This window comes from Kitasatospora sp. NPDC005856 (assembly GCF_040629945.1).
In the GTDB taxonomy this organism is placed as follows: domain Bacteria; phylum Actinomycetota; class Actinomycetes; order Streptomycetales; family Streptomycetaceae; genus Kitasatospora.
The window spans coordinates 1-20,477 of the sequence record NZ_JBEXWT010000109.1 but is presented as its reverse complement, the minus strand read 5'-3'; the positions used below and the strand labels follow the sequence as shown (position 1 = coordinate 20,477).

Genomic DNA, 20,477 nt, shown 5'->3' with positions numbered 1-20,477 from the left:
TAGACATCGGTCCCAGCGTCCCGCTCGCATGGCCCCGCTTTGAGGCCCGTTTCAGGGGCCGGAGGGGAGCCGACGGTTACGCACGGTAGTGGTTTTCGGGCACTCCCGCCGTCCGCCAAGACAGCGCGGCGGTCTCCCGCGTGTTGGCCGCCCAGGTGCGGGCCCTCACCACAAGCCGCAGGTCAGGGGCCTGATTCGGCATTGGTGATCGCATGGTGGTCGCAGCCAACCCTCCGGGCAGTCGTACCGCTAACCTCCGCGAGCCGATCAAGAACCAATGACCGCTGGAGGAACAAGAAGTGCGCAAGTCAAGACGGCCGGGCCGGGTCTACCGCCGTTGCGGGTGCCGGGACGCCGACCGGCGCCAGCTCGGGGCGTCATGCCCGCGCCTGGCCGAGGAAGGGCACGGTACGTGGACCTTCGCTGTCGACGTCCCCTCTCTCAGCGGCCGCAGGCGCACCGTACGCCGTGGCGGCTTCGAGGACGACTTCGCCGCCGAGACCGCGCTGCGGCGCTTCCTCGAGGGCCGAGAGTTGGGCTTCGACGCCGACCCGCACGAGACGGTGGCCGCCTACCTCACCAAGTGGCTCAAGGGCATGGAGTTCCTGCTCAAGCCCACCACCTACGCTCGCTACCGCACCTACGTGCTCTGCGAGTTGATACCCGTCTTCGGCAAGCTCCGCCTGGAGGAGCTCGCCCACGACCACATCGCCGCCTACGCCCACCAGCAGCTCGACGCCGGCCGCGGACGCCAGGCCGTCTACCACTGCCTCGCCACGCTCTCCAGCGCCCTGGGCTCGGCCGTGCGCGCCCACCGCCTGCCCTTCAACGCCGCTCAGCCGCTGCCCATGCGCAGGCCCCGCCCCGACGAGCGCGTGCCCTGGACCGCGGAGCAGGCCGTCACGTTCCTCTCCCACTGCCGCAACGTCGACCCCGCCTTCGCCGACCTCTTCGAAGTCATCATCGGCACCGGCCTGCGCAAGGGCGAAGCCCTCGGCCTCCAACGCCCGTGCGTCCGGATCGACGACCGCGTCATGTACATCCGACACACCCTGTCCGCGGTCGACAACCATGAACTCGTCCTCACCGCGCCGAAGACCAGGAAGAGCAGCAACTGGGTGCCGCTGTCCGAGCGGGTCGCCGCTGCCCTCCAGCGCGCGATGGACCGGAGCACCGCCACTATCAACGGCCACGTCTTCCAGGGCCCCGACGGCCAGCCCCTCCACCCCGCCGCCGTCCGCCGGCGTTTCCACGAGCTGCGCGAACAGGCCGGCCTGCCCCACGCCACCATCCACGACCTGCGTCACCTCGCCGCCACCCTCGCCCTGGAGGGCAACGTCTCCATGGCCGTCATCTCCAAGACTCTGCGGCACTCCACGCTGTCGACCACCGCGAACATCTACAGCCACTTGACCTGGGACGTCGCCAGGGCTGCCGTGAACACCATCGAGGCAAGGCTCCACCTCGTCGAAGCCCGCGCCCGGCACGCCCCGGACGCCCCCGCCGACGACGTCGGCTTGCCGAACCCGCTGTTCAGTCACGCGGCCTGACGGCCGCACCGCCGAAGCCGGCTCGGCTCTCCCAGCCGCTCCGGCCACCAAGGCCGACAGGCAGCCGGGATTCCCGGCTCACAGCTGACACCCGATAAACGTGCGGACCGTCGAAGCAGATGACGCCGCAGGTTCTGTCGGCATGCCCATTTCCCGCGAATCCGGGCCCGTTTCCGCACCGACGAGGCGACCGGTCCGCGATCGACGGCGCTCAAATGCCCGACCAGGATTAACGAATACCCCGTCACGACCAGGCCGGAGGGGCTCAGCCTGCGGAAACGCGCTCGTCAAGGCGATGTGAACGAGCGTTCACGACCACCTTGCGACCACCAAAGGAAAAGGCCGTTCCTATCATTTCGATAAGAACGGCCTCCGACCTGCGGAAATGCCGGTCGGGACGACAGGATTTGAACCTGCGACCCCTTGACCCCCAGTCAAGTGCGCTACCAAGCTGCGCCACGTCCCGTGGTCTCGGTGCCTGCAGCGGGGCCTGGGGGGCTCTGCTGTGGGCTTCTCGACCTTGTCTCCGGTTGTCCCGGCGACGTGGAAAACAATACAGCACGTCGGGGGGTGCTCGCTGCCAGGTTCGGGGTGGGTGGGTCAGGGGGTGGGGTGGCGGGCGTCGTAGGTGAGGAAGGCGGGGCGGCGGGCGGCGAGGAGGAGGACGGCGGCGACGCAGGCGAGGCCGCCGGTGATCACGGAGGTGGCGGGGTTGGTGAGGGCGGCGACGGTGCCGGATTCGAAGTCGCCGAGGCGGGGGCCGCCGGCCACGACGACGATGAAGATGCCCTGGAGGCGGCCGCGCATCTCGTCCGGGGCCGCGACCTGCATCATGGTGTTGCGGAAGATCATGCTGACCGTGTCGGCGCAGCCGGCGACCGCGAGCAGCAGGAGGCCGAGCCAGAGGTTGTGGAGGGCACCGAAGGCCGCGATGGCCAGGCCCCAGGCGGCGACGGCGGCGAGGACGGCGACGCCCTGGCGGTGCACGCGGCCGACCCAGCCGGAGAAGAGCGCGCCGATCAGGGCGCCGACGGCCGGGGCGGAGACCAGCAGACCGACGGTGCCGGCGTCGCCGCCGTAGAAGGTGACCGCGATGGCCGGGAAGAGGGCGCGTGGCATGCCGAAGACCATGGCGGCCAGGTCGGCGAGGAAGCTGATGCGCAGGTTGGGCTGCTCGCGCAGGAAGCGGAGGCCGTCGAGGACGGAGGCGCGGCCCTTGCGTTCGCCGAGCGGCCGCATGGCGGGCAGGCGCCACATCGCGTAGAGGGTGCCGGTGAAGGCGACGGTGTCGATCAGGTAGGCGGCCTGGACGCCGTACGCGCCGATGAGGACGCCGCCGAGCATCGGGCCGATGGTGAGGCCGAGGTTCATGCTGACGGTGTTCAGGGCGTTCGCCGCCGGGAGCTGGTGGCTGGGCACCAGTCGGGGGATCATCGCGGACCGGGCGGGCGAGCTGACCGCGAAGAAGCCGGCCTGGACGGCGACGGCGGCGTACAGGACGGCTACCAGTCCGAGGCCGGCCAGTGCCTGCGCGGCCAGGACGGCGGAGACGACCGCCAGACCGGCCGAGCCGATCAGGCCCAGCTTGCGCCGGTCGACGGTGTCGGCGATCGCGCCGCCGTAGAGGCCGAACACGACCAGCGGGACGAGGGAGAAGATGCCGACCAGGCCGGTCGCGAAGGCGGAGCCGGTCAGGTCGTAGACCTGGACGGAGACGGCGACGGCCGTCATCTGCTGGCCTATGGAGGAGACTGCCTGCCCGGCCCAGACCCTGCGGTAGTCGGGGAGGTCGCGCAGCGGGCTGAGGTCGGCGAACGCCCGCCGGTACCACGGTGTGTCGGGATCGGGTTCCGGCTCGGCGGCGGACTGCGAGGAGGAGGGCAAGGGGGACGAGGCTGACGTGGGGGAGGCGGCCGAGGGCGTGGGAGAGGCGGGCGAGGGCGAGGGGGAGGTGGGCGGCGTGGAATGTTGACCGTTTGACATAACCCCATGCTCCGCGCCGCCCCTGGACGGCCTCGCACCGGGGCCGTCCGAGAAGGGCCCTGGCCCCGCCCGAGCCGATCCCGGCGACGAGCGCCGGGCTACGAGCTCCCGGCTACCCGCGGCCCGCTGCCCGCTCCCCCTACCGGCTCAGCACCTGCCGCTCCCCCGCCTCCACCGCGAAGTCCAGCCGGTTGCCCGGCGGCGGGAAGGGGCAGATGAAGTGGTCCGAGAAGGCGCACGGCGGCAGGTAGGCCCGGTTGAGGTCGAGGACGGTGCGGCCCTCGGCGTCGGGCGCCGGCAGGGTGATGAAGCGGAAGCGGTAGGTGTCGTTGCCGCTGGTCGCGTCGGCGATCACGCCGCTGAGCAGCGCGCCCGACCGGCTGACGGTCAGGGTGCGGTGCTCGCCCGCCACGGTGAAGGAGATCTGCCCGGAGACGGCCAGCGGGCGTTCCCGGCCGTCGGCGTTCGGGACCACGACCGACCGCGCGTCGTCGTCCTCGAACGGGGTGAAGACGGCGGGCACGGCCCACTCGGGCGCGTACGGGTAGGCGGAGATGCCCGCGAACGCGACCCGGCGGGGTGCGGCCGGGTCGAAGACCCGCAGGGCCAACTCGCCCTCGCGCTCGATCGGGACGAGCAGCAGGGCGCCCAGGGTGGCGGTGTCGGCGGCCGGGTCGGTGTCCGGGCGGAGCAGCGCCTCGCCGTCCACCGGCTCACCGGCGCCGTCGACCGTGATGCCGTCGGAGGCCGCCGCCCGGACCCGGACGCCCTCGGCGTCGGCCCACCAGTGCCCGGGCAGGCCGGGGATCTCGGCCGGCTCGGGCTCCAGCCAGTGCGTGCCGGTGAGTGCGAGCTGTCCGTGCTGCGCGCTCACCGACGCCGCCCGGCCGTCGCTCCAGTGCTTCCAGTCCTCCGCGGCTGTCGCCGTCATCGGTCCACCCTCCCGGTCGGTTCGTGGACGGCCCGCCGTTCGGGCCGCCCCTCTCGGTCATCCACAACACCGTCCGCTCGGACGGATCATTCCCGTCGGCCGGAAGCCGCCGAAACCGCAACACGGCGGCAACGCGCCGACACGCGGCTCAACACGGAGCACGGAACCGGCCACACACATCGCCTACCCGTCGCGGCGCTTCTGCGGACGGAACAGCCCCTCCTGCACCACGGACACCACCAGCCGGCCGTGCCGGTCGAAGATCTGCCCGCGTGCGAGACCGCGCGCGCCGTGCGCGATCGGGGACTCCTGCTGGTACAGCAGCCAGTCGTCCGTCCGGAACGGCTGGTGGAACCACATCGCGTGGTCGAGCGAGGCCATGTCGAAGTTCCGCTCGCCCCACAGCGGCTCGACCGGGGCACGGACGGCGTCCAGCAGCGTCATGTCACTGGCGTAGGTGAGGGCGCAGACGTGGATCAGCGGGTCGTCCGGCAGCCGGCCGTTGGTGCGCAGCCAGACGCCGCTGCGCGCCTCGACGCCCTCCAGTTCCTCCTTGGTCCAGCGCAGCCGGTCGACGTAGCGGATGTCGAAGGGCTGGCGGCGGCTGATGAACGGGGGCAGTTCGCCGAGCCGGGAACCGACCTCGTCCAGGGCGCTGGGCAGGTCCTCGGGAGCGGCGACGGGCGGCATCGGGTACTGGTGCTCGATGCCGCCCTCCTCGGGTCTGTGGAAGTCGGCCGTGAGCGCGAAGATCGACCGACCGCCCTGGATGCCGAGCACCCGGCGGGTGGTGAAGGAGCGGCCGTCGCGGATCCGGTCGACCTGGTAGACGATCGGCAGGCCGGGGACCCCGGGACGCAGGAAGTAGGCGTGCAGCGAGTGGACCGGGCGCGCGTCGTCCACCGTCCGCCCTGCCGCGACCAGCGCCTGCCCGGCGACCTGGCCGCCGAACGTCCGTTGCAACGCCTCCTCGGGGCTGCGCCCACGGAAGATGTTGAGCTCGATCTGCTCGAGGTCGAGCAGATCGACAAGGTCGTCGACAGGGGTTCCCATGCGTACTTTTCCTCTCCGGATTCCGAACGAATTCTCCAGCTCACTCGAATTCCCCGGCGACCCAGGTCATTCCCGCGCAGCCGTCCGGAACTCCCACTTCACTCGAACGAGTAGACGAGTTGACGAGCGGATGCGAGCGGAGCGGACACGAGCAGACACGACCGGCTACTCCTCCAGGCCCGACTCCCGCACCGTGATGTTGAGCCGCCCGACCAGCCCCAGCGCCGGATCGGCCGTGCCCGGCAGCGTCCGCACCACCCCGTGGTACGCGAACCGGGCCGGACCGCCGAACACCAGCAGGTCCCCGCTGCGCAGTTCCAGATCGGTCCACGGCCGGGTCCTGGTCTCGGTGTTCCCGAGCCGGAAGACGCAGCCGTCGCCCAGCGAGAGCGAGACCACGGGCGCGTCGGCCCGCTCGTCGCGGTCCTGGTGGAGCCCCATCTTCGCGCCGTGCGCGTAGTGGTTCACGATCGCGATGTCCGGCTCGTACGACGCCGCGCCCGTGACCTCCTCCAGCGCGGCACCGTACGCCTCGGCGACGGCCCTGCGCGCCAGTTCTCCGAGCAGCGGCGGGAACGGCTTGACGGGCGCGCCGTCCTCGGCGACCCGCCGGTAGCCGTACGGGTACCAGTGCAGGCCGAGGCTCACCATCCGGACGGACATCATCCCGCCGGTGGGCATCCGCACGGCGTGCAGGCCGGCCGGCGGGCGGGCCCACTCCCGGCAGGCGGCGACCAGGCGGCGCTGCGCGCCGAGGTCCAGCCAGCCGGGCAGCAGGACGGCGCCGGGGGTCGGCTCGGAGCGCTCGCGCGCGTCCGGGGCCCCGCCCGGGTCGCTGAACAGCTCGCCCTGGATCACCCCACCATCCTCCCGCACCGCGGCCGCCCAGGCTCGGGCCCGGCTCCGACCCCCGATCCCCGATCCCCGACGCCAGCCCCGGCCCCAGCCCCAGCCCCGGCCCCGGCCTGTCTCGACCCCACCGCCGCCGAACGCACCCGCAGTACCTCCAGTACCTCCAGCACCCCCTGCGGCCCCAGCACCCCCGGCACCCCCGGCAGCCCCGATCCCCGCAAGCAGGAGGGGCCGGACGCCGCGAAACGCCGACGGCCGCTCCCCCGAACGGCGGAGGAACCCGCGCGGCGGAGAAGCGGCCGTGAAAGCCGTGCACGTCGGCACTGAGGCACATCGGCACCCGGGCACCCGGGCACCCGGCCAGCCGGGCAGCCGGCAGCCGACGCCGGCTACGCACGGGACCTCAGTGCTCGGGCAGACCTCAGATGCTGAGGGTCTGGCCCGGGAAGATCAGGTCCGGGTTGCCACCGATGACCTTGGCGTTGTTCTGGTACAGGTCGTGCCAGTCCAGGCCCTGCGCGGCGGCGATGGAGCTCAGGGTGTCACCGGCCTTGACGGTGTAGTCGCCCTTGGCGGCCGGCTTGGCGTCGTTCGAGCGGTTCCAGGACTTGGCACCCTGGTCGGCCTTCGGCGCGGACTTCTGGGCGTCGGCCTTCGGGGTGTCCGCCTTCGGCGCGGCAGCCTTCGGCGCGGCGGTGTCGGCCTTCGGCGCGGCCTTCGGGGCCTCGGCCGGCTTGGCGGCGGCCTTCGGGGTCTGGGCCGGCTTGGCGGCGGTCGAGCCGGAGGTGGAGCCCGCCGAGGTGTCGACGGCGGCCGGGGCGCCGCCCTTGGTCAGACCGGCCTTGACGGAGCAGACGGGCCAGGCGCCCGGGCCCTGCGAGGCGAGGACCTTCTCGGCGACGGCGATCTGCTGCGCCTTGGTGGCCAGGTTGGCCTGCGAGGCGTAGGCGGTGCCACCGAAGGCGGCCCAGGTGCTGGAGGTGAACTGCAGACCGCCGTAGAAACCGTTGCCGGTGTTGATGGCCCAGTTGCCGCCGCTCTCGCACTGGGCGACGGCGTCCCAGGTGGAGACGGAGGCGGCGGAGGCCGAGGTGGCCGTGACGAGGCCGGCCACCGGCAGGGCCGCGACAGCGGCGCCCGCCACGACGGCCATCCGAACGCGGTTGCGCTTGGTGGCGGTGGAGGTGGCAGCGGCGGTCTCGTTACGGAAGGTCATGGGGTTCCTCTCGACAGCCCCGGGCGGGCATGCGGAACCAGACCCTCGGAAGGGCCGTGATCGCTTGCCGCGTCCGTCGGACGGCCGTGCACGTGTCGGACGTGCCGCTGCCGACCTGGCCACCCAGCCGCTCGCCGGCGACCTGTTCGAGCGATCGCGTCGGCGGGCACCTGCCGCGCCCGGCGGACCGGGGGGCTGTGCATCGGGGGTGAACCCGGGTGGCGCTCGTTGCGCCGACCAAGAAGCTACGAGCCGGTCGACGGGGAAGCCAAAACTTCAACGGTCTGCCCAGCTCAGCCAAGGGTTACCGGCGGTAATGATCAGGAAATCATGCCCGAAATGTCCGCTTTAGCCGTCGATTCCTAGATCAAACATCCGCGCCGCGTGACTCACCTCACTGTTTGATTTCGGCAGTCCCGGCACCGACATCGACAGATTGCGACCACAGGAACACGCCACGCGGTCGGATCCGACGCAATTCCCGTCAGCCTCGATGGGCACCCGTGACGCCTGACACAAGGGCCCGTTGGGCATGGCGACCTCTCCGTGTCCGCCCCCGAACCCCCATCCACACCCATCCGAGGAGACCCTGTGCCGCGCATGCTCGACGTCAGCGACGAGGTCCGGTCCGAGATCGGCGACGACGAGGCCGACCGCCTGCTAGGCGGCGACCGCGCCCCCGACAGCTACGAGTGCACCTCCTGCCGGACCCCCGGCGACGCGCACGTGGAGCCCACCAGCACCGTGCTGTTCGTCGGCGAGGAGACCGCCGTCCTCGCCTTCGCGCACGCCCGCTGCATCCCTTCCCAGGTCGTACCGGTCTCCGAGGAGCAGCTGGCCGGCGCCGTCCGCAGCATCAGCCAGTCCCGGCCCGGCGGCCCGGACCTCACCGCCCCCGCCCCCGCGCCGACCCCGCCCCCGGCGGCCGCTCCCCCCGGACCCGACCCGACCCAGCCCACCGCCCCCGGCCAGGCCGCCATCCTCGGCATCACCTGCGGGCTGGTGCTGCACGGCAAGGTCGGTCACGCCTCACTGGTGGTCGAGCCGACCGGGCCGGTCGGCCGCCCCGGCAGCACCTCGGGCGAGGACGAGTTCCTCGACCTGCTCCAGGACGCCGGCTTCCAGCCCGTCACCGACCTGGACGAGACCCCGGATCAGCTGCCCGGTTGGTCCGTCCTGGTCGCGATGGGCAAGCTGCACGCGATCCTCCAGCCCGCCGCGGCCGGCGGCAGCACCGGCTGGTGGCAGGCGCACCAGCCGCTCCAGGTCACCGATGCCTGGCGGATGGCCGCGAGCCAGCTCTCCGAGGTGACGATGTACGCCGTACCGGCCGGCATGGTCGGCCGGCAGCCCCGCGAGGACCTGCTGCGCCAGGCGCTGGAGCGGGCGGTGGCGCTGGGCCAGGTGGTCTCCGCCTCCCTCCCGCTCGCCGGCACCTGATCCGTCTCGGCGCCCCGCCCCGCCCCGCCCGACCTGCCGGAAGGCGGCCGCCTACCCCCGTGGCCGCCTTCCGGCGGGCGCGCGCCCGGCACGGCCAGCGCACCTCGGCGCGCCCGCCGACCGCCTACCCAGTACGCCCCTCCTGCCGCCTGCCCCACGTGCCCCGCTCTGCGGCCTGCCCAGTGCGCCCGCCCGTCCCGCACCCCAGCGCGTCGCCGCCGCTGCACCACGGCCTTGTGCCCCCGCGCCGCCGGCCCGGCGCACCGTACGGACGACGCCCCGGCGCGCCCGCGTTCCGCCCGGCGCACCCTCCCCTCCACGCTCCGGCGTGGAGAAGCCCCCGCACCCCCACGCCCCGCATCCCCCGCCCCTCTCGCTCGTTGGCCCCTACGTGTACAGCTACGACGTCTCCGCGTCCCCCGGCCGGTCCGCCACCGCCTCGCGCTCGATCCCGGGCATGCGCCCGTCGTACGACGCCGAGCACCCGCACTCCGCCACGCCGATCTACGACGAGCTGTACTCCGAGTACCGGCGCCTCTTCCGTGCCCTGCCCGGCGACCGCTCGGGGGAGGAGGACCTGAAGTTCACCGGCTTCGCGGTCCGTGACGGCTACCCGCTGCTCGGCGAGCAGCAGCAGCCGTACCCGCCCCAGCAGCAGGCCTTCCACACCCTCGCGGGCCAGGTGCCGGGCCTCCCCCAGTTCATGCCGGGCCCCCAGCAGCACGGCTCCGGGCCGACTGGCGGCCAGCAGCACGGCCACGCCGGTACCCAGCCACACGGCCACAGCGGCGCTCACTCCGGCGCCGCCCACGCCACCATCCACGCCAACACCCACACCAACGTCAACACCCACACCGGCGGTCACCCCGGTACACACACCGCCGGAAGCCATCTCACCGGCCGCCACCACGGCCACTCCGTCGGCCACTCCGAGCCCACCGGCACCGCCCCCACACACCCGCCCACACACCCGCCCACACACCCGCCCACGCACACGCGCTCGCCCGCCCACGCGCCCTCACCCGCACCCGCCGGCGACGGCCCGGGCCACCCCACCCCAGCCCCCGCCCAGGACCAACCCGCCCTCTCCGCCGCCCAGTTCACCAACGGTCAGGGCTGGGTCGCATCCGGCTATCTGGGCGCGGCACCGCACCCCTTGCCGGTCCCCGCACCCCCGCCCCCGGCGCCTCCCGCACCCGCCCCGGTGATGGGCACGGTCGACGGCCTCGCCCCCACCCGGCCCTCCGGCGGTCGCCACCGTCAGATGCTCTCCCTGCCCCCGGGCCCCACCGCCGACCACCGCTGACGCCCGCCGTACCCCGGACACCCGACCCGGTTGGGCTCGCCCCGACCCGGCCGAGCCCAACCGAACCAAGGCGCACCAGGCCGAACCAACCCGGACCGAGTCGAACCGACCCGGACCGAGTCGGCCGAGCCCGACCAGGCCGAACGCAACCCCCTCCCCGGAAACGCCGGAGGGCCCCGCCACCACCGTGGCGAGGCCCTCCGGCCGTAGGTCAGCGGACCGACCACTCCTGCCCGCTGCTACCTCTCCCCCTACTGCTACCGCTACTTCTTCTTGCGCTTCTCCCGGACCCGCACCGAGATCGAGATCGGCGTCCCCACGAACCCGAACTCCTCACGCAGTCGGCGCTCGATGAAGCGCCGGTAGCCGGCCTCCAGGAAGCCCGAGGCGAACAGCACGAAGCGCGGCGGACGGGCGCCCGCCTGGGTGCCGAACAGGATGCGCGGCTGCTTGCCGCCACGGATCGGGTGCGGGTGGGCGGCGACCAGCTCGCCGAGGAAGGCGTTCAGGCGCGCGGTGGGGATGCGGGTCTCCCAGCCCTCCAGCGCGGTCTCGATCGCCGGGACGAGCTTCTCCATGTGCCGGCCGGTCTTGGCGGAGACGTTGACCCGCGGGGCCCACTGCACCTGGACGAGGTCGCGCTCGATCTCGCGCTCCAGGTAGTAGCGGCGCTCCTCGTCCAGCTGGTCCCACTTGTTGTAGGCGACGACGACGGCCCGCCCGGCCTCGACGGCCATCGAGATGATCCGGGTGTCCTGCTCGGCGAGGGTCTCGCTGGCGTCGATCAGGACGACCGCGACCTCGGCCTTCTCCAGCGCGGCGGCGGTGCGCAGCGAGGCGTAGAAGTCGGCGCCGGCGGTCAGGTGGACGCGGCGGCGGATACCGGCGGTGTCCACGAACTTCCAGGTCTTGCCGCCGAGGTCGATCATCTCGTCGACCGGGTCACGGGTGGTGCCGGCCAGCTCGTTGACGACGACGCGCTCCTCGCCGGCGACCTTGTTCAGCAGGCTGGACTTGCCGACGTTGGGCCGACCGATCAGCGCGATGCGGCGCGGGCCGCCGGGGGCGGCGTCGCCGAAGGTCTGCGGCGGGGCCTCGGGCAGCGCGTCCATGACGGCGTCCAGGAGGTCACCCGAGCCGCGGCCGTGCAGGGCCGAGACCGGGTACGGCTCGCCGAGGCCGAGCGACCACAGGTAGGCGGCCTCGGCCTCGGTGGAGGGGCCGTCGACCTTGTTGGCGCACAGGACGGTCGGCTTGCCCGCCCGGCGGATGATCTTGATCAGGGCCTCGTCGGTGTCGGTGGCGCCGACGGTGGCGTCCACCACGAACAGCACCGCGTCGGCCTGCTCGATGCCCAGCTCGGCCTGGGCGGCCACCATGGCGTCGATGCCGAGGACGTCGATCTCCCAGCCGCCCGTGTCGACCACCTTGAAGCGGCGGCCGTTCCAGCTGGCCTCGTAGGTGACCCGGTCGCGGGTGACGCCCGGCTTGTCCTCGACGACGGCCTCGCGGCGGCCGATGATGCGGTTCACCAGGGTCGACTTGCCGACGTTCGGGCGGCCGACCACGGCCAGCACCGGCAGTCGGCCGTGCTCGGCACCGTCCACGGCGTCGAGGCCGTCGAGGTCGAAGCCCTCTTCGGCGGCGAGTGCCATGAACTCGGCGTAGTCGGCGGCGTCCAGCTCACCGTGGCCGGTGGCGGCGTGCTCTGCGGTCATGTTCGTCTGTTCCGTTTCCCGGCCCGGCCCTTCCCAGGGGCGTGCCGTGCGTACCTGCCCCGCTCGGGGCAGCGCGATGGTTGTCTCCGGGGCGCCTCGGCGGCCCGCGGTTCACTTCAGTGCCTGGTCGCCGGTCGGCGGTCGGTGGCCGACCGCCATGGACCGGCCGCCGGTCATCGGCCGACCGGTCAGACCGAGGACAGTCCGGCCTGCTCCTCCACCAGCCCGGCGATCCGGTCGATCACCTGTTCCAGGGTGAGGTCGCTGGTGTCCACCAGGACGGCGTCCGCGGCCTGGGCCAGCGGGGCCGTCTTCCGGGAGGAGTCGGCGGCGTCGCGGCGGGCGAGGTCTGCGGCCATCGCGGTGATGGTCGCCTCGTCCACCCCCTTGGCGCGCAGCTCGGCCGCCCGGCGCGAGGCCCGGGCCTCCTCGGAGGCGGTCAGGAAGACCTTGACGGTGGCGTCCGGGAACACCACGGTCCCCATGTCGCGACCCTCGGCGACGATGCCGCGTTCGGCGACCTCGGCGCAGCCGCGCTGCAGCTCCACCAGCCGGGACCGTACGGCCGGCACCGCGGACACGGCGCTGACCTTGGCGGTCACCTCGGGGCCGCGGATCGGGCCCGAGACGTCCTGGCCGTCCACCGTTATGGTCGGGCCGTCGGCGTCGGTGCCCGAGACGATCACCGGCTTGCCGCACGCGACGGCCACCGCCTCCGGGTCGTCGACGTCGACGTCGTTGGCCAGCATCCACCAGGTCATCGCCCGGTACATGGCGCCGGTGTCCAGGAAGCTCAGGCCCAGCCGGGCGGCGACCGCCCGCGAGACGGTCGACTTGCCGGAGCCGGAGGGTCCGTCGATGGCGACGACGACCGGGGCGTGCGCTCGGTCGGCAGTGTCCACGGGGCGAACCTCTCTCTGAGCATGGGGGCCGGAGCCTGGGCAGGCGGACGACCGGGGATTGTCTCCCTCAAGGTTAATGGACCGCCGCCGTGTCCCTCTCCGCCACCGTCCGGCCCGACCGATCAAGCCCGACCGATCAAGCCCGGCCGATCACGCCCAACCGGTCGAGCCCCCGGGTACGGCGGGCCCGAACCGTCAGTCCCGCACGCTCCAGCCGCTCGCCCGCAGCGCCTTCGTCAGCCGCTTCACCGCCGTCGGCGCCACCGACAGCTGGACGAAGCCGACCTGCTGCCCGGTCGAGTGCTCGATGACGACGTCCTCGATGTTGACCCCGGCGTCGCCGACCTCCCCGAACAGCCGGCCCAGCTCGCCCGGCTGGTCGCCCAGCACGACCGCCACGGTCTCGTACCGGGTGGGCGGCGCACCGTGCTTGCCGGGGATGCGGGCCTGACCGGTGTTGCCGCGCCGCATGACCTCCACGATCCCGGCCGCACCGGCCTGGCGCTCGCTCTCCTCGACGGCTTCCATGGCGCGCAGCGCGGTGACCGTCGTGCCGAGGTCGCGGGCGACCCCCTCCAGGACGTCGGCGACCGCGCCCGCGTTGGCGGAGAGGATGTCGACCCACATGCCGGGGTTGGAGGCGGCGATCCTGGTGACGTCGCGCACGCCCTGGCCGGAGAGCCTTATGGCGGTCTCGTCGGCGTTCTCCAGGCGGGCCGCGACCAGCGAGGAGACCAGCTGCGGGGCGTGCGAGACCAGGGCGACCGCCCGGTCGTGCTCCGCGGCGTCCATCACGATCGGCACCGCGCCGCAGAGCGCGACCAGCTCCAGCGCGGCGTTGAGCGTCTCGGTGTCGGTGTCCTCGGTCGGGGTGAGCACCCAGGGGCGGCCCTCGAAGATGTCGGCGCGGGCGGCCAGCGGGCCGGACCTCTCGCGGCCGGCCATCGGGTGACTACCGATGTAGTGGGCGGTGTCGCAGCCGAGCTCGGCGATCTCACCGCGCGGACCGGCCTTCACACTGGCGACGTCGGTGTACCAGTGCGCCAGGTTGCGGCGCTGGCAGTCGGCGAGCACCTTGCCGACCAGAGCGGGCGGGACGGCGATGATCGCCAGGTCCACGGGGCCGTCGACCGGGTCGGTGATGCCCGCGCCGAGCGACTCGGCGGTACGGGCCGCGTCCGGGTCGGCGTCCTCCAGATGGACGGTCAGACCTCGAGCGGTCAGCGCGAGCGCGGCGGAGGTGCCGATCAGTCCGGTGCCGACGACGACGGCAGTGCGCATGGCGGGTCGCTCTCCTCATCATGAATCTCGACAGGTGCCGGGACCGTCCGGGAGCACCCGCGCCCCATCCTCCCTCATCCACGCTGCCGAGTCCCCACCCACCACCCGGCAACCGGAACGGCGGCCCGGCAGCTTCCGGCACCGGCAACCGCCACGAGGCCCGCCCCGTCCCACTCAGTGCACACGCCGGACCAGGAAATCCTGCGACGCCCGCACCGAAGCCGGGCAGACTGGCCGCCCGGGGGGACGGCGCCGGCCGCACGGAATGTGGGCAACGCGGAAGAAACAGACCGACAGCGACACGACGAGCACCACGCCACCGGCGCCACGCGGCGGGGACCACAGCGGGGAACACGCGAACGAAGGGGTTGCGCATGGACGATCAGCACAACGGCCGGAGCGGGCAGTCGAAACCGCCGACCGTACCGGCCCACCCGTCGGTCCTGGACTCCGTCGTGGTGTACGCCGAGGGCGCGGTGTGCCGCCGACGGGCCACCGTCCCGGTCCCGCCCGGTGGGCGGCTGCGTCTGACCGGCCTGCCCGCCGCCCTGGACGGCCGCTCGCTGCGCGCCCGGGTGCTCGCCGGGCCGGCCGGAACCGCCGTCACCGAGGCCCGGCTGGAGTTGCTCGCCGAACTCCGCGAGCCGGACGAACTCCCAGCCCTGAAGCGGGCGCTGGACGAGGCCACCGAGCACCGCAGCACGCTCGCCGAACGTCACCGGCTGGTCCTGGCCTCGATCGCCGAGACCTCCGCACTGCGCGCCGTCCCGCCGCAGCGCCGACGCGACGAGCCGCTGCGCCGCACGCCCGCCGACGCGTGGCTGGAGCTCGCCGACTTCGTCGACGAGCGGCTGTCCCGGCTCCAGGAGCGCGCCGAGGAGCTCACCCGGGAGCTGGAACTCGCCGATCACGAGCGCGACTTGGCCGCCGACCGGCTGGAGCGCGCGTCCACCGCCGCCCGGGTCGAGCCGGTCGGCACCAGCACCACCGTCCTGCTCACCCTCACCACCGCGGGCACCCCCACCCCCGACGGCGACCACCCCGACCTCAACTCCGACCTCGACTCCGACCTCAACCCGACCCAGGACCTGGACCTGGAACTGGAACTGGAACTGGAACTGGAGTACGGCGTCCCCGCCGCCCGCTGGGTGCCCGCCTACCGGCTCTCCTACCGGACCGGCGACGACACCGCCCACCTGGTCCTGCGCGCCGCCGTCGCCCAGCGCACCGGCGAAGACTGGACCGGCGTGCGCCTCGCCCTGTCCACCGCCGACCTCGACCGCCGCACCGACCTGCCCCGGCTCGCCTCGCTGCGGATCGGACGCAGCCAGCCGGCCCCGCCGCCCTCCGGCTGGCGCGAGCCGCCGGCCGGTCTGAGCGACCTCTTCACCGGCTACGACGCGGCGCACACCGACCGCCCCGCACCGCACCACCGCCCGATCGTCACCTCCGCCCTGACGCCCGTCCCCGCCGCCCCTGCAATCCGCGCCACACGCGCCGGCAGCGCCGGTCCGGGTGGCCCCCGGGCCGAGGCCTTCGCGGCCGACGAGCAGTTCTCCGGCGCCCCGTACGGCGGCGGCCTGCTGAGCGCCGACGAGCCGATGCCCCCGCCTCCGGTCGCCCCGGGCGGCTTCGCCGGCTACGGCGCGCCGCCGCCGGTGCCCGTCCCGGTCGCCGCCTCGGCACCGCTGCCGCAGGCTCCGGGCGGTCTCCCGCCCGCGAAGGCCCGCCGCCGCGTCGGCCACGCCGCCCCGCCCCCGCCGCCGCCCGGCCTCGCCCCGGACGCCACTCTGCTCGACTATCCCGACCTCGTCCTGGCCGGCCCGGAGGAGCCCGCCGCCCGGCGCGGCACCCTGCGCCCCCGCCCCGAGCGGATCGACCGCGCGGAACGGGCCTGGACGGCGTTCGGCGACAGCGGCGCCGCGCAGCTGCGCACCCTCGCCCTGCCCCGGCACGCCGTCGCGCCCCGGGAGTCGGCCGGCTCCTTCGACCACCGCTTCGACGCCGCCGCCCCCGCCGACATCCCGTCCGACGGCACCTGGCACACCGTCACCGTCGGCGAGATCCCCCTCGCCGTCCGACCCGAGTACGTCACCGTCCCCGCCGTCGAGGAGAAGGTGTACGCGACCCTGGTGCTCGCCAACCGCACCGACCAGGCCGTCCTGGCCGGCCCGGCCGAGGTCACCGTGGACGACGAGTTCCTGCTCACCGCCGCCCTGCCCACCCTGGCGCCCGGCGGCACCCGACGGCTGGGCATCGGCGTCGCCGAGAGCATCGAGGTGGCGCGCCGCACCGAGCTGCACGAGTCCACCACCGGCATGCTGAAGGGCAACAGCACCGTCCTCGACCACCGGGTGCACGTCCAGCTGGCGAACCGGCTCGGACGTGCCGTCACGGTGGAGGTCCGCGAGCGGGTGCCGGTCACGTCCGACGCCGAGATCCGGATCGAGGAGCGGGCCGACTGGCACGCGCCGACCGTCTCCACACCGGACTGCCCGCCCAGCACCCGGCTCTGGCGCGTCGACCTGCCGCCGGGCGGGCGCACCGAGCTGGACGGCGGCTACCTGATCAAGATCCCGGCCGGAAAGGCCCTCGTCGGCGGAAACCGGAGGAACTGAGCAATGACCGTCGAGACCCTTCCCCTTCCCGTCACCGCCGTGACCTGCCTGGAGGACCGCGGCCAGGTCGAACGCACCACGACGGTCGGGCTCGCCGCGGGCGTGCAGCGGCTGCGCCTGGGCCCGCTCACCGCCCTCGCCGTCGACCGCACCCTGCGCGCCGAGTCCGCCACCGACGGCGTCCGGGTGCTGGACGCCCGGCTGGTGCGCGGCTGGGCCCCGCGCGCCCCGCTGCCGCCCGGGCCGGAGGACTCGGACCTGCGCCACCGGCTGCACCGGCTCGATGCCGAGACCCGGCTGGCGGACCAGACCCGAGCCCGCCTGGAGGCCCGGCTGGCACTGCTCGCCCAGCTCTCCGCCGACCTGCTGCGCGAGATCGGCGAGGGCGCCGGCCTGGGCGAGCTCGAACCCAATCGCTGGGCCCGGGAGCTCGGCCGGGTGGACGCCGAGCGCGAGCGCTACGGCGAGGAGCTGCGCGCCATCCACTCCCGGCTGCGCCGCCTCGAGCAGGAGCGCTCCCAGGCGCTGATCGCGCTGGACGAGGCCGAGGAGGAGCCGGCCGAACTGACCGCCCACCTGGAGCTCACCATGGAGGCCGCGCGGCCCGGCCCCGCCGAGCTGACCGTCTCCCACCTGGTGCCCTGCGCGCTGTGGCGGCCCTCCTACCGGGCGACCCTGGACGGCAGCGGCCTGCGCCTGGAGTCGGAGGCGGTGGTCTGGCAGCGCACGGGCGAGGACTGGACGAACGTCCGGCTCACCTTCTCCACCGCTCGCTCCGCCCTCGCCACCGCCCCGCCGGCGGTCGCCGAGGACGTCCTGGTGCTGCGCGAGCGCACCGACGAGGAGCGCCGCACGGTCGAGGTCGAGCTGCGCGAGGAGGCGGTCGCCACCCTGGGCCCGGCCTCCGGGGTGCCGGGCGTGGACGACGGCGGCGAGGTCCGGGTGCTGCCCGCCCCCGCTCCCGCGACGGTGCCCTCCGACGGCCGCGCCCACCGGGTGCCGCTGGGCGCCTTCACCGGGTCGGCGAGCAGCGAGTACGCCAGCGCCCCGGAGCTGTCCCCGCTGGTCACCCAGGTGGTCCGGTTCCGCAACGCGGCCGGGCACCCGCTGCTGGCCGGCCCGGTCGAGCTGGTCCGCGGCAGCGGGTTCACCGGCCGCGGCGAGCTGCGCTTCACGGCCGCCGGAGCCGAGGCCGAACTGTCCTTCGGCAGCTCGGACGGCTACCGGGTGGTCCGGGAGACCGAGGAGCGCCAGGCCACGGCCGGCCTCACCGGCCGCCAGACCACCACCCGGACGGTCCGGCTGCACCTGTCCCGCTTCTCCGGTCCGGAGGAGCACGACGAGCGGATCGTCTCGGTGCGCGAGCGGGTGCCGGTCTCCGAGGTGTCGGCGGTCGAGGTGCGGCTGCGCAAGGAGGAGTGCTCCCCGGCCCCGGACTCCTTCGACGCCGAGGGCATCGTCCGCTGGGACGTCCCGCTCGCCCCGGGCGCCCGGCGCACCCTCACCCTGGTGTACGAGGTGTCCGCGTCCGCCAAGGTGGCCGGGCTCTGACCGCTACGGGCGGCCTACGGACGACCGGCGGACACCGCCGTGCCGATGACGGCCGCTCAGGACCAATCCGGAGACAACGGGTAGAAAAGGAAACATGATCCTCCACCTTGCTCCCCTGGACGACTGGCTGGCCGACCCCGGCCGCCCGTACGCCACCGCGTCGCTGCTCACCGACGGGTTCATCCACTGTTCGGCGGACGAGCAGACGGCCCTCGCGGTGGCCAACGCCTTCTTCGCCGACACCCCCGACCCGCTGATGGTGCTGCTGATCGACGAGTCGCTCGTGGAGCCGATGGTGAAGTGGGAGGCCCCGCACGGCGCACCGCCGCCCGGGGCCACCCCCGGTGTGCTGTTCCCGCACGTCTACGGGCGGCTGAACCGCACCGCCGTGGTCGGCCTGCAGAAGGTCGAGCGCGGCCCGGACGGCCGCTGGGTCTCGCTCAGCCCCTGGAGCTGACGAGGCGCGACCGGGCGAACGTCCCCCGACCGGAGAGCGCATCCCGATCGAGGAGCGCATCCCGGCCGAGGAGCCCATCCCGGCCGAGGAGCCCATCCCGACCGAGGAGCGCATCCCGACCGGGGAGCGCCCCTACAGCCACCCCCGCTCCCGGGCCGCCATCCCGGCCTGGAAGCGGGTGGTGGCGCCCAGCGAGCGCATCAGGCTCTGCAGGCGCCGCTGGGTGGTCCGGGCGCTCCAGCCGAGCGAGCGGGCGATCGACTCGTCGGTGAGCCCGGCCGCCAGCAGGCCCAGCAGCTTGCGGTGGTCGGAGTCCGGCCCCGACTCGCCGTCCGCGGCGCCGACCTCCGCCTGCAAGCGCACGGCCCGCTCCCACTCCGCCTCGAACAGCGTGTCCAGCGCCTGGAGCAGGGCCGAAGGGTGGATCACGTACGCGGCGTCCAGCACGCTGTCGCCGACGCTGATCGGGATGATCGCCATCCGGTCGTCCGAGATGATCATCTTCATCGGCAGCGCCGACCGGACCCGCGCCTCCTCGCCGTCCGCGACACCGGCCAGGATGTTCTTCTCCAGCCGCCCCGGCCAGGCCACCGCCTCCCGGTCGTAGATCGTCCGGAACTTCACGCCCTCGCGCAGCCGCCGCCGCTGCAGGGGCATCGCCGCCACCGGGTCCTGGATGTACGGCGGACGGTCGAAGCCGCGCACCTGGTACCGGCTGGTCTCGGTGATGTGCTCCAGCCGCTGGGCGATCGCCTCGCCGCCCGTCAGCACCTCCACCGAGTGCGCCGGGTCGGTGTACCGCGAGGCCTCCCGGAAGGCGTCCATCAGCCGGTGCATCTCGGCCCGGGCGTACCGCAGCTCCGACTCCCGGTGCCCGATCAGCGTGCCGATCGCGACGTCCGGGGGGACCGGCAGGTAGCGGTGGCGGTCCACCGGGGCCCGGGTGGCCATGCCCTGCTGCGCCAACCGGTCCAGGGCGCGCACGCTCTGCTGGAACGTCAGCCCGCAGGTCTCCGCCAGCTCCTCCGCCGTGGACTGCGGGTTGGCCACCAGTGCCGCGTAGACCTGCCCGTCCGGCTCCGCCAGTCCCAGCGCGCCGAGGGCCTGTCCGCCGGCCCGCCCCAGTGCTGCATCGGACACGACGCCCACTCCCCCTGCTCGCCCGTTCCCGTTGGCCCGCTCCTACCCCGACCCGCGCGCCAGTACTGGCGCAGTCCCGCCACCGGGCGGAGTGGTGCTCCGGTGGCCATCCTCGGCCACGGATCATGACGCTGACAAGGCCGTGACCAGCGGTTGCGTCCCGTCTCACACGACGTGTCCGAATCGTGGACGCCCGCTTGTGGACACCGACGCACGGAGGGCCACCCGTGGACGCCGACGCACGGACAGCCACCCGTGGACGCCGACGCGGGAACATCCCCCGTGAGCAGACGCACCTGGGCTTCCGCACGTGAACACCGGCACACGGACACCGCATGTGAACACCCGCGTCCCCGGAGACGCCGGAGCCCCCGGCCGCAGCGTGCTTGGGTTCTAACGGTCGTCGCAACACCCCAGCTCAAGGTGTGCGATGGACTTCAAGATCCGTAGGGACCGGAAGCCGCAGGGGCCCAGGAAGC

General features: G+C 73.7%; 15 protein-coding genes and 1 tRNA gene. 6 read left to right on the top strand and 10 right to left on the bottom strand.

Annotation, left to right across the window (positions count from 1 at the left end; all coding sequences use genetic code 11):
• Window positions 1-299 precede the first annotated feature (299 nt).
• Window positions 300-1,550 carry a tyrosine-type recombinase/integrase gene (locus ABZ449_RS36960; protein WP_360355011.1) on the top strand — a complete coding sequence of 417 codons (1,251 nt, stop codon included), beginning with the start codon at window positions 300-302 and terminating at the stop codon, window positions 1,548-1,550.
• Window positions 1,551-1,942: 392 nt separating this feature from the next.
• On the opposite strand, the gene ABZ449_RS36955 is transcribed toward ABZ449_RS36960, so the two are convergent.
• From ABZ449_RS36955 to ABZ449_RS36930, 6 genes are all read right to left on the bottom strand, one after another.
• Window positions 1,943-2,016 (bottom strand) — tRNA-Pro (locus ABZ449_RS36955).
• Window positions 2,017-2,150: 134 nt separating this feature from the next.
• A complete protein-coding gene (locus ABZ449_RS36950) occupies window positions 2,151-3,434 on the bottom strand; it encodes an MFS transporter (protein WP_360355009.1) in 1,284 nt (427 codons plus the stop codon).
• A 238-nt stretch (window positions 3,435-3,672) separates the two neighbouring features.
• On the bottom strand, window positions 3,673-4,464 hold the full coding sequence (locus ABZ449_RS36945) for a DUF1684 domain-containing protein (protein WP_360355007.1): 792 nt from the start codon (window positions 4,462-4,464) through the stop codon (window positions 3,673-3,675).
• A gap of 183 nt (window positions 4,465-4,647) precedes the next feature.
• Window positions 4,648-5,517 carry an acyl-CoA thioesterase II gene (locus ABZ449_RS36940; protein WP_360355004.1) on the bottom strand — a complete coding sequence of 290 codons (870 nt, stop codon included), beginning with the start codon at window positions 5,515-5,517 and terminating at the stop codon, window positions 4,648-4,650.
• A 165-nt stretch (window positions 5,518-5,682) separates the two neighbouring features.
• The gene (locus ABZ449_RS36935; protein ID WP_360355001.1) at window positions 5,683-6,375 is read right to left on the bottom strand and encodes an alpha-ketoglutarate-dependent dioxygenase AlkB; all 693 of its coding nucleotides are present in this window, start codon (window positions 6,373-6,375) and stop codon (window positions 5,683-5,685) included.
• Between the two features lie 415 nt (window positions 6,376-6,790).
• Window positions 6,791-7,585, bottom strand: a complete 795-nt coding sequence (locus ABZ449_RS36930) for a transglycosylase family protein (RefSeq protein WP_360354998.1) — start codon at window positions 7,583-7,585, stop codon at window positions 6,791-6,793.
• A gap of 591 nt (window positions 7,586-8,176) precedes the next feature.
• On the opposite strand from ABZ449_RS36930, the gene ABZ449_RS36925 reads away from it, so the two are divergent.
• Both ABZ449_RS36925 and ABZ449_RS36920 read left to right on the top strand, forming a co-directional pair.
• Entirely contained in the window at window positions 8,177-9,025 is an 849-nt protein-coding gene (locus tag ABZ449_RS36925; protein ID WP_360354996.1) for a hypothetical protein, read from the top strand.
• Window positions 9,026-9,353: 328 nt separating this feature from the next.
• Window positions 9,354-10,331, top strand: a complete 978-nt coding sequence (locus ABZ449_RS36920) for a hypothetical protein (RefSeq protein ID WP_360354993.1) — start codon at window positions 9,354-9,356, stop codon at window positions 10,329-10,331.
• A 263-nt stretch (window positions 10,332-10,594) separates the two neighbouring features.
• Here the strand turns inward: ABZ449_RS36920 and der are convergent, their stop codons facing one another.
• The 3 genes from der to ABZ449_RS36905 form a co-directional block, all read right to left on the bottom strand.
• On the bottom strand, window positions 10,595-12,049 hold the full coding sequence (der, locus tag ABZ449_RS36915) for a ribosome biogenesis GTPase Der (protein ID WP_360354990.1): 1,455 nt from the start codon (window positions 12,047-12,049) through the stop codon (window positions 10,595-10,597).
• A gap of 188 nt (window positions 12,050-12,237) precedes the next feature.
• Window positions 12,238-12,951 carry a (d)CMP kinase gene (gene cmk / locus ABZ449_RS36910; RefSeq protein ID WP_360354987.1) on the bottom strand — a complete coding sequence of 238 codons (714 nt, stop codon included), beginning with the start codon at window positions 12,949-12,951 and terminating at the stop codon, window positions 12,238-12,240.
• Window positions 12,952-13,146: 195 nt separating this feature from the next.
• Window positions 13,147-14,232, bottom strand: a complete 1,086-nt coding sequence (locus ABZ449_RS36905; protein ID WP_360354985.1) for a prephenate dehydrogenase — start codon at window positions 14,230-14,232, stop codon at window positions 13,147-13,149.
• A 374-nt stretch (window positions 14,233-14,606) separates the two neighbouring features.
• On the opposite strand from ABZ449_RS36905, the gene ABZ449_RS36900 reads away from it, so the two are divergent.
• The 3 genes from ABZ449_RS36900 to ABZ449_RS36890 all read left to right on the top strand — a co-directional run bounded on the left by ABZ449_RS36900 (window position 14,607) and on the right by ABZ449_RS36890 (window position 18,858).
• Window positions 14,607-16,850 carry a DUF4139 domain-containing protein gene (locus ABZ449_RS36900; RefSeq protein WP_360354983.1) on the top strand — a complete coding sequence of 748 codons (2,244 nt, stop codon included), beginning with the start codon at window positions 14,607-14,609 and terminating at the stop codon, window positions 16,848-16,850.
• A gap of 3 nt (window positions 16,851-16,853) precedes the next feature.
• A complete protein-coding gene (locus ABZ449_RS36895) occupies window positions 16,854-18,401 on the top strand; it encodes a mucoidy inhibitor MuiA family protein (protein WP_360354980.1) in 1,548 nt (515 codons plus the stop codon).
• 94 nt (window positions 18,402-18,495) lie between these two features.
• Window positions 18,496-18,858 carry a DUF952 domain-containing protein gene (locus tag ABZ449_RS36890; RefSeq protein WP_360354978.1) on the top strand — a complete coding sequence of 121 codons (363 nt, stop codon included), beginning with the start codon at window positions 18,496-18,498 and terminating at the stop codon, window positions 18,856-18,858.
• Between the two features lie 132 nt (window positions 18,859-18,990).
• Here ABZ449_RS36890 and ABZ449_RS36885 read toward each other — a convergent pair whose 3' ends face one another.
• Window positions 18,991-19,998, bottom strand: coding sequence for a helix-turn-helix domain-containing protein (locus ABZ449_RS36885; protein ID WP_360354975.1), 1,008 nt, complete (start codon window positions 19,996-19,998; stop codon window positions 18,991-18,993).
• Window positions 19,999-20,477 lie beyond the last annotated feature (479 nt).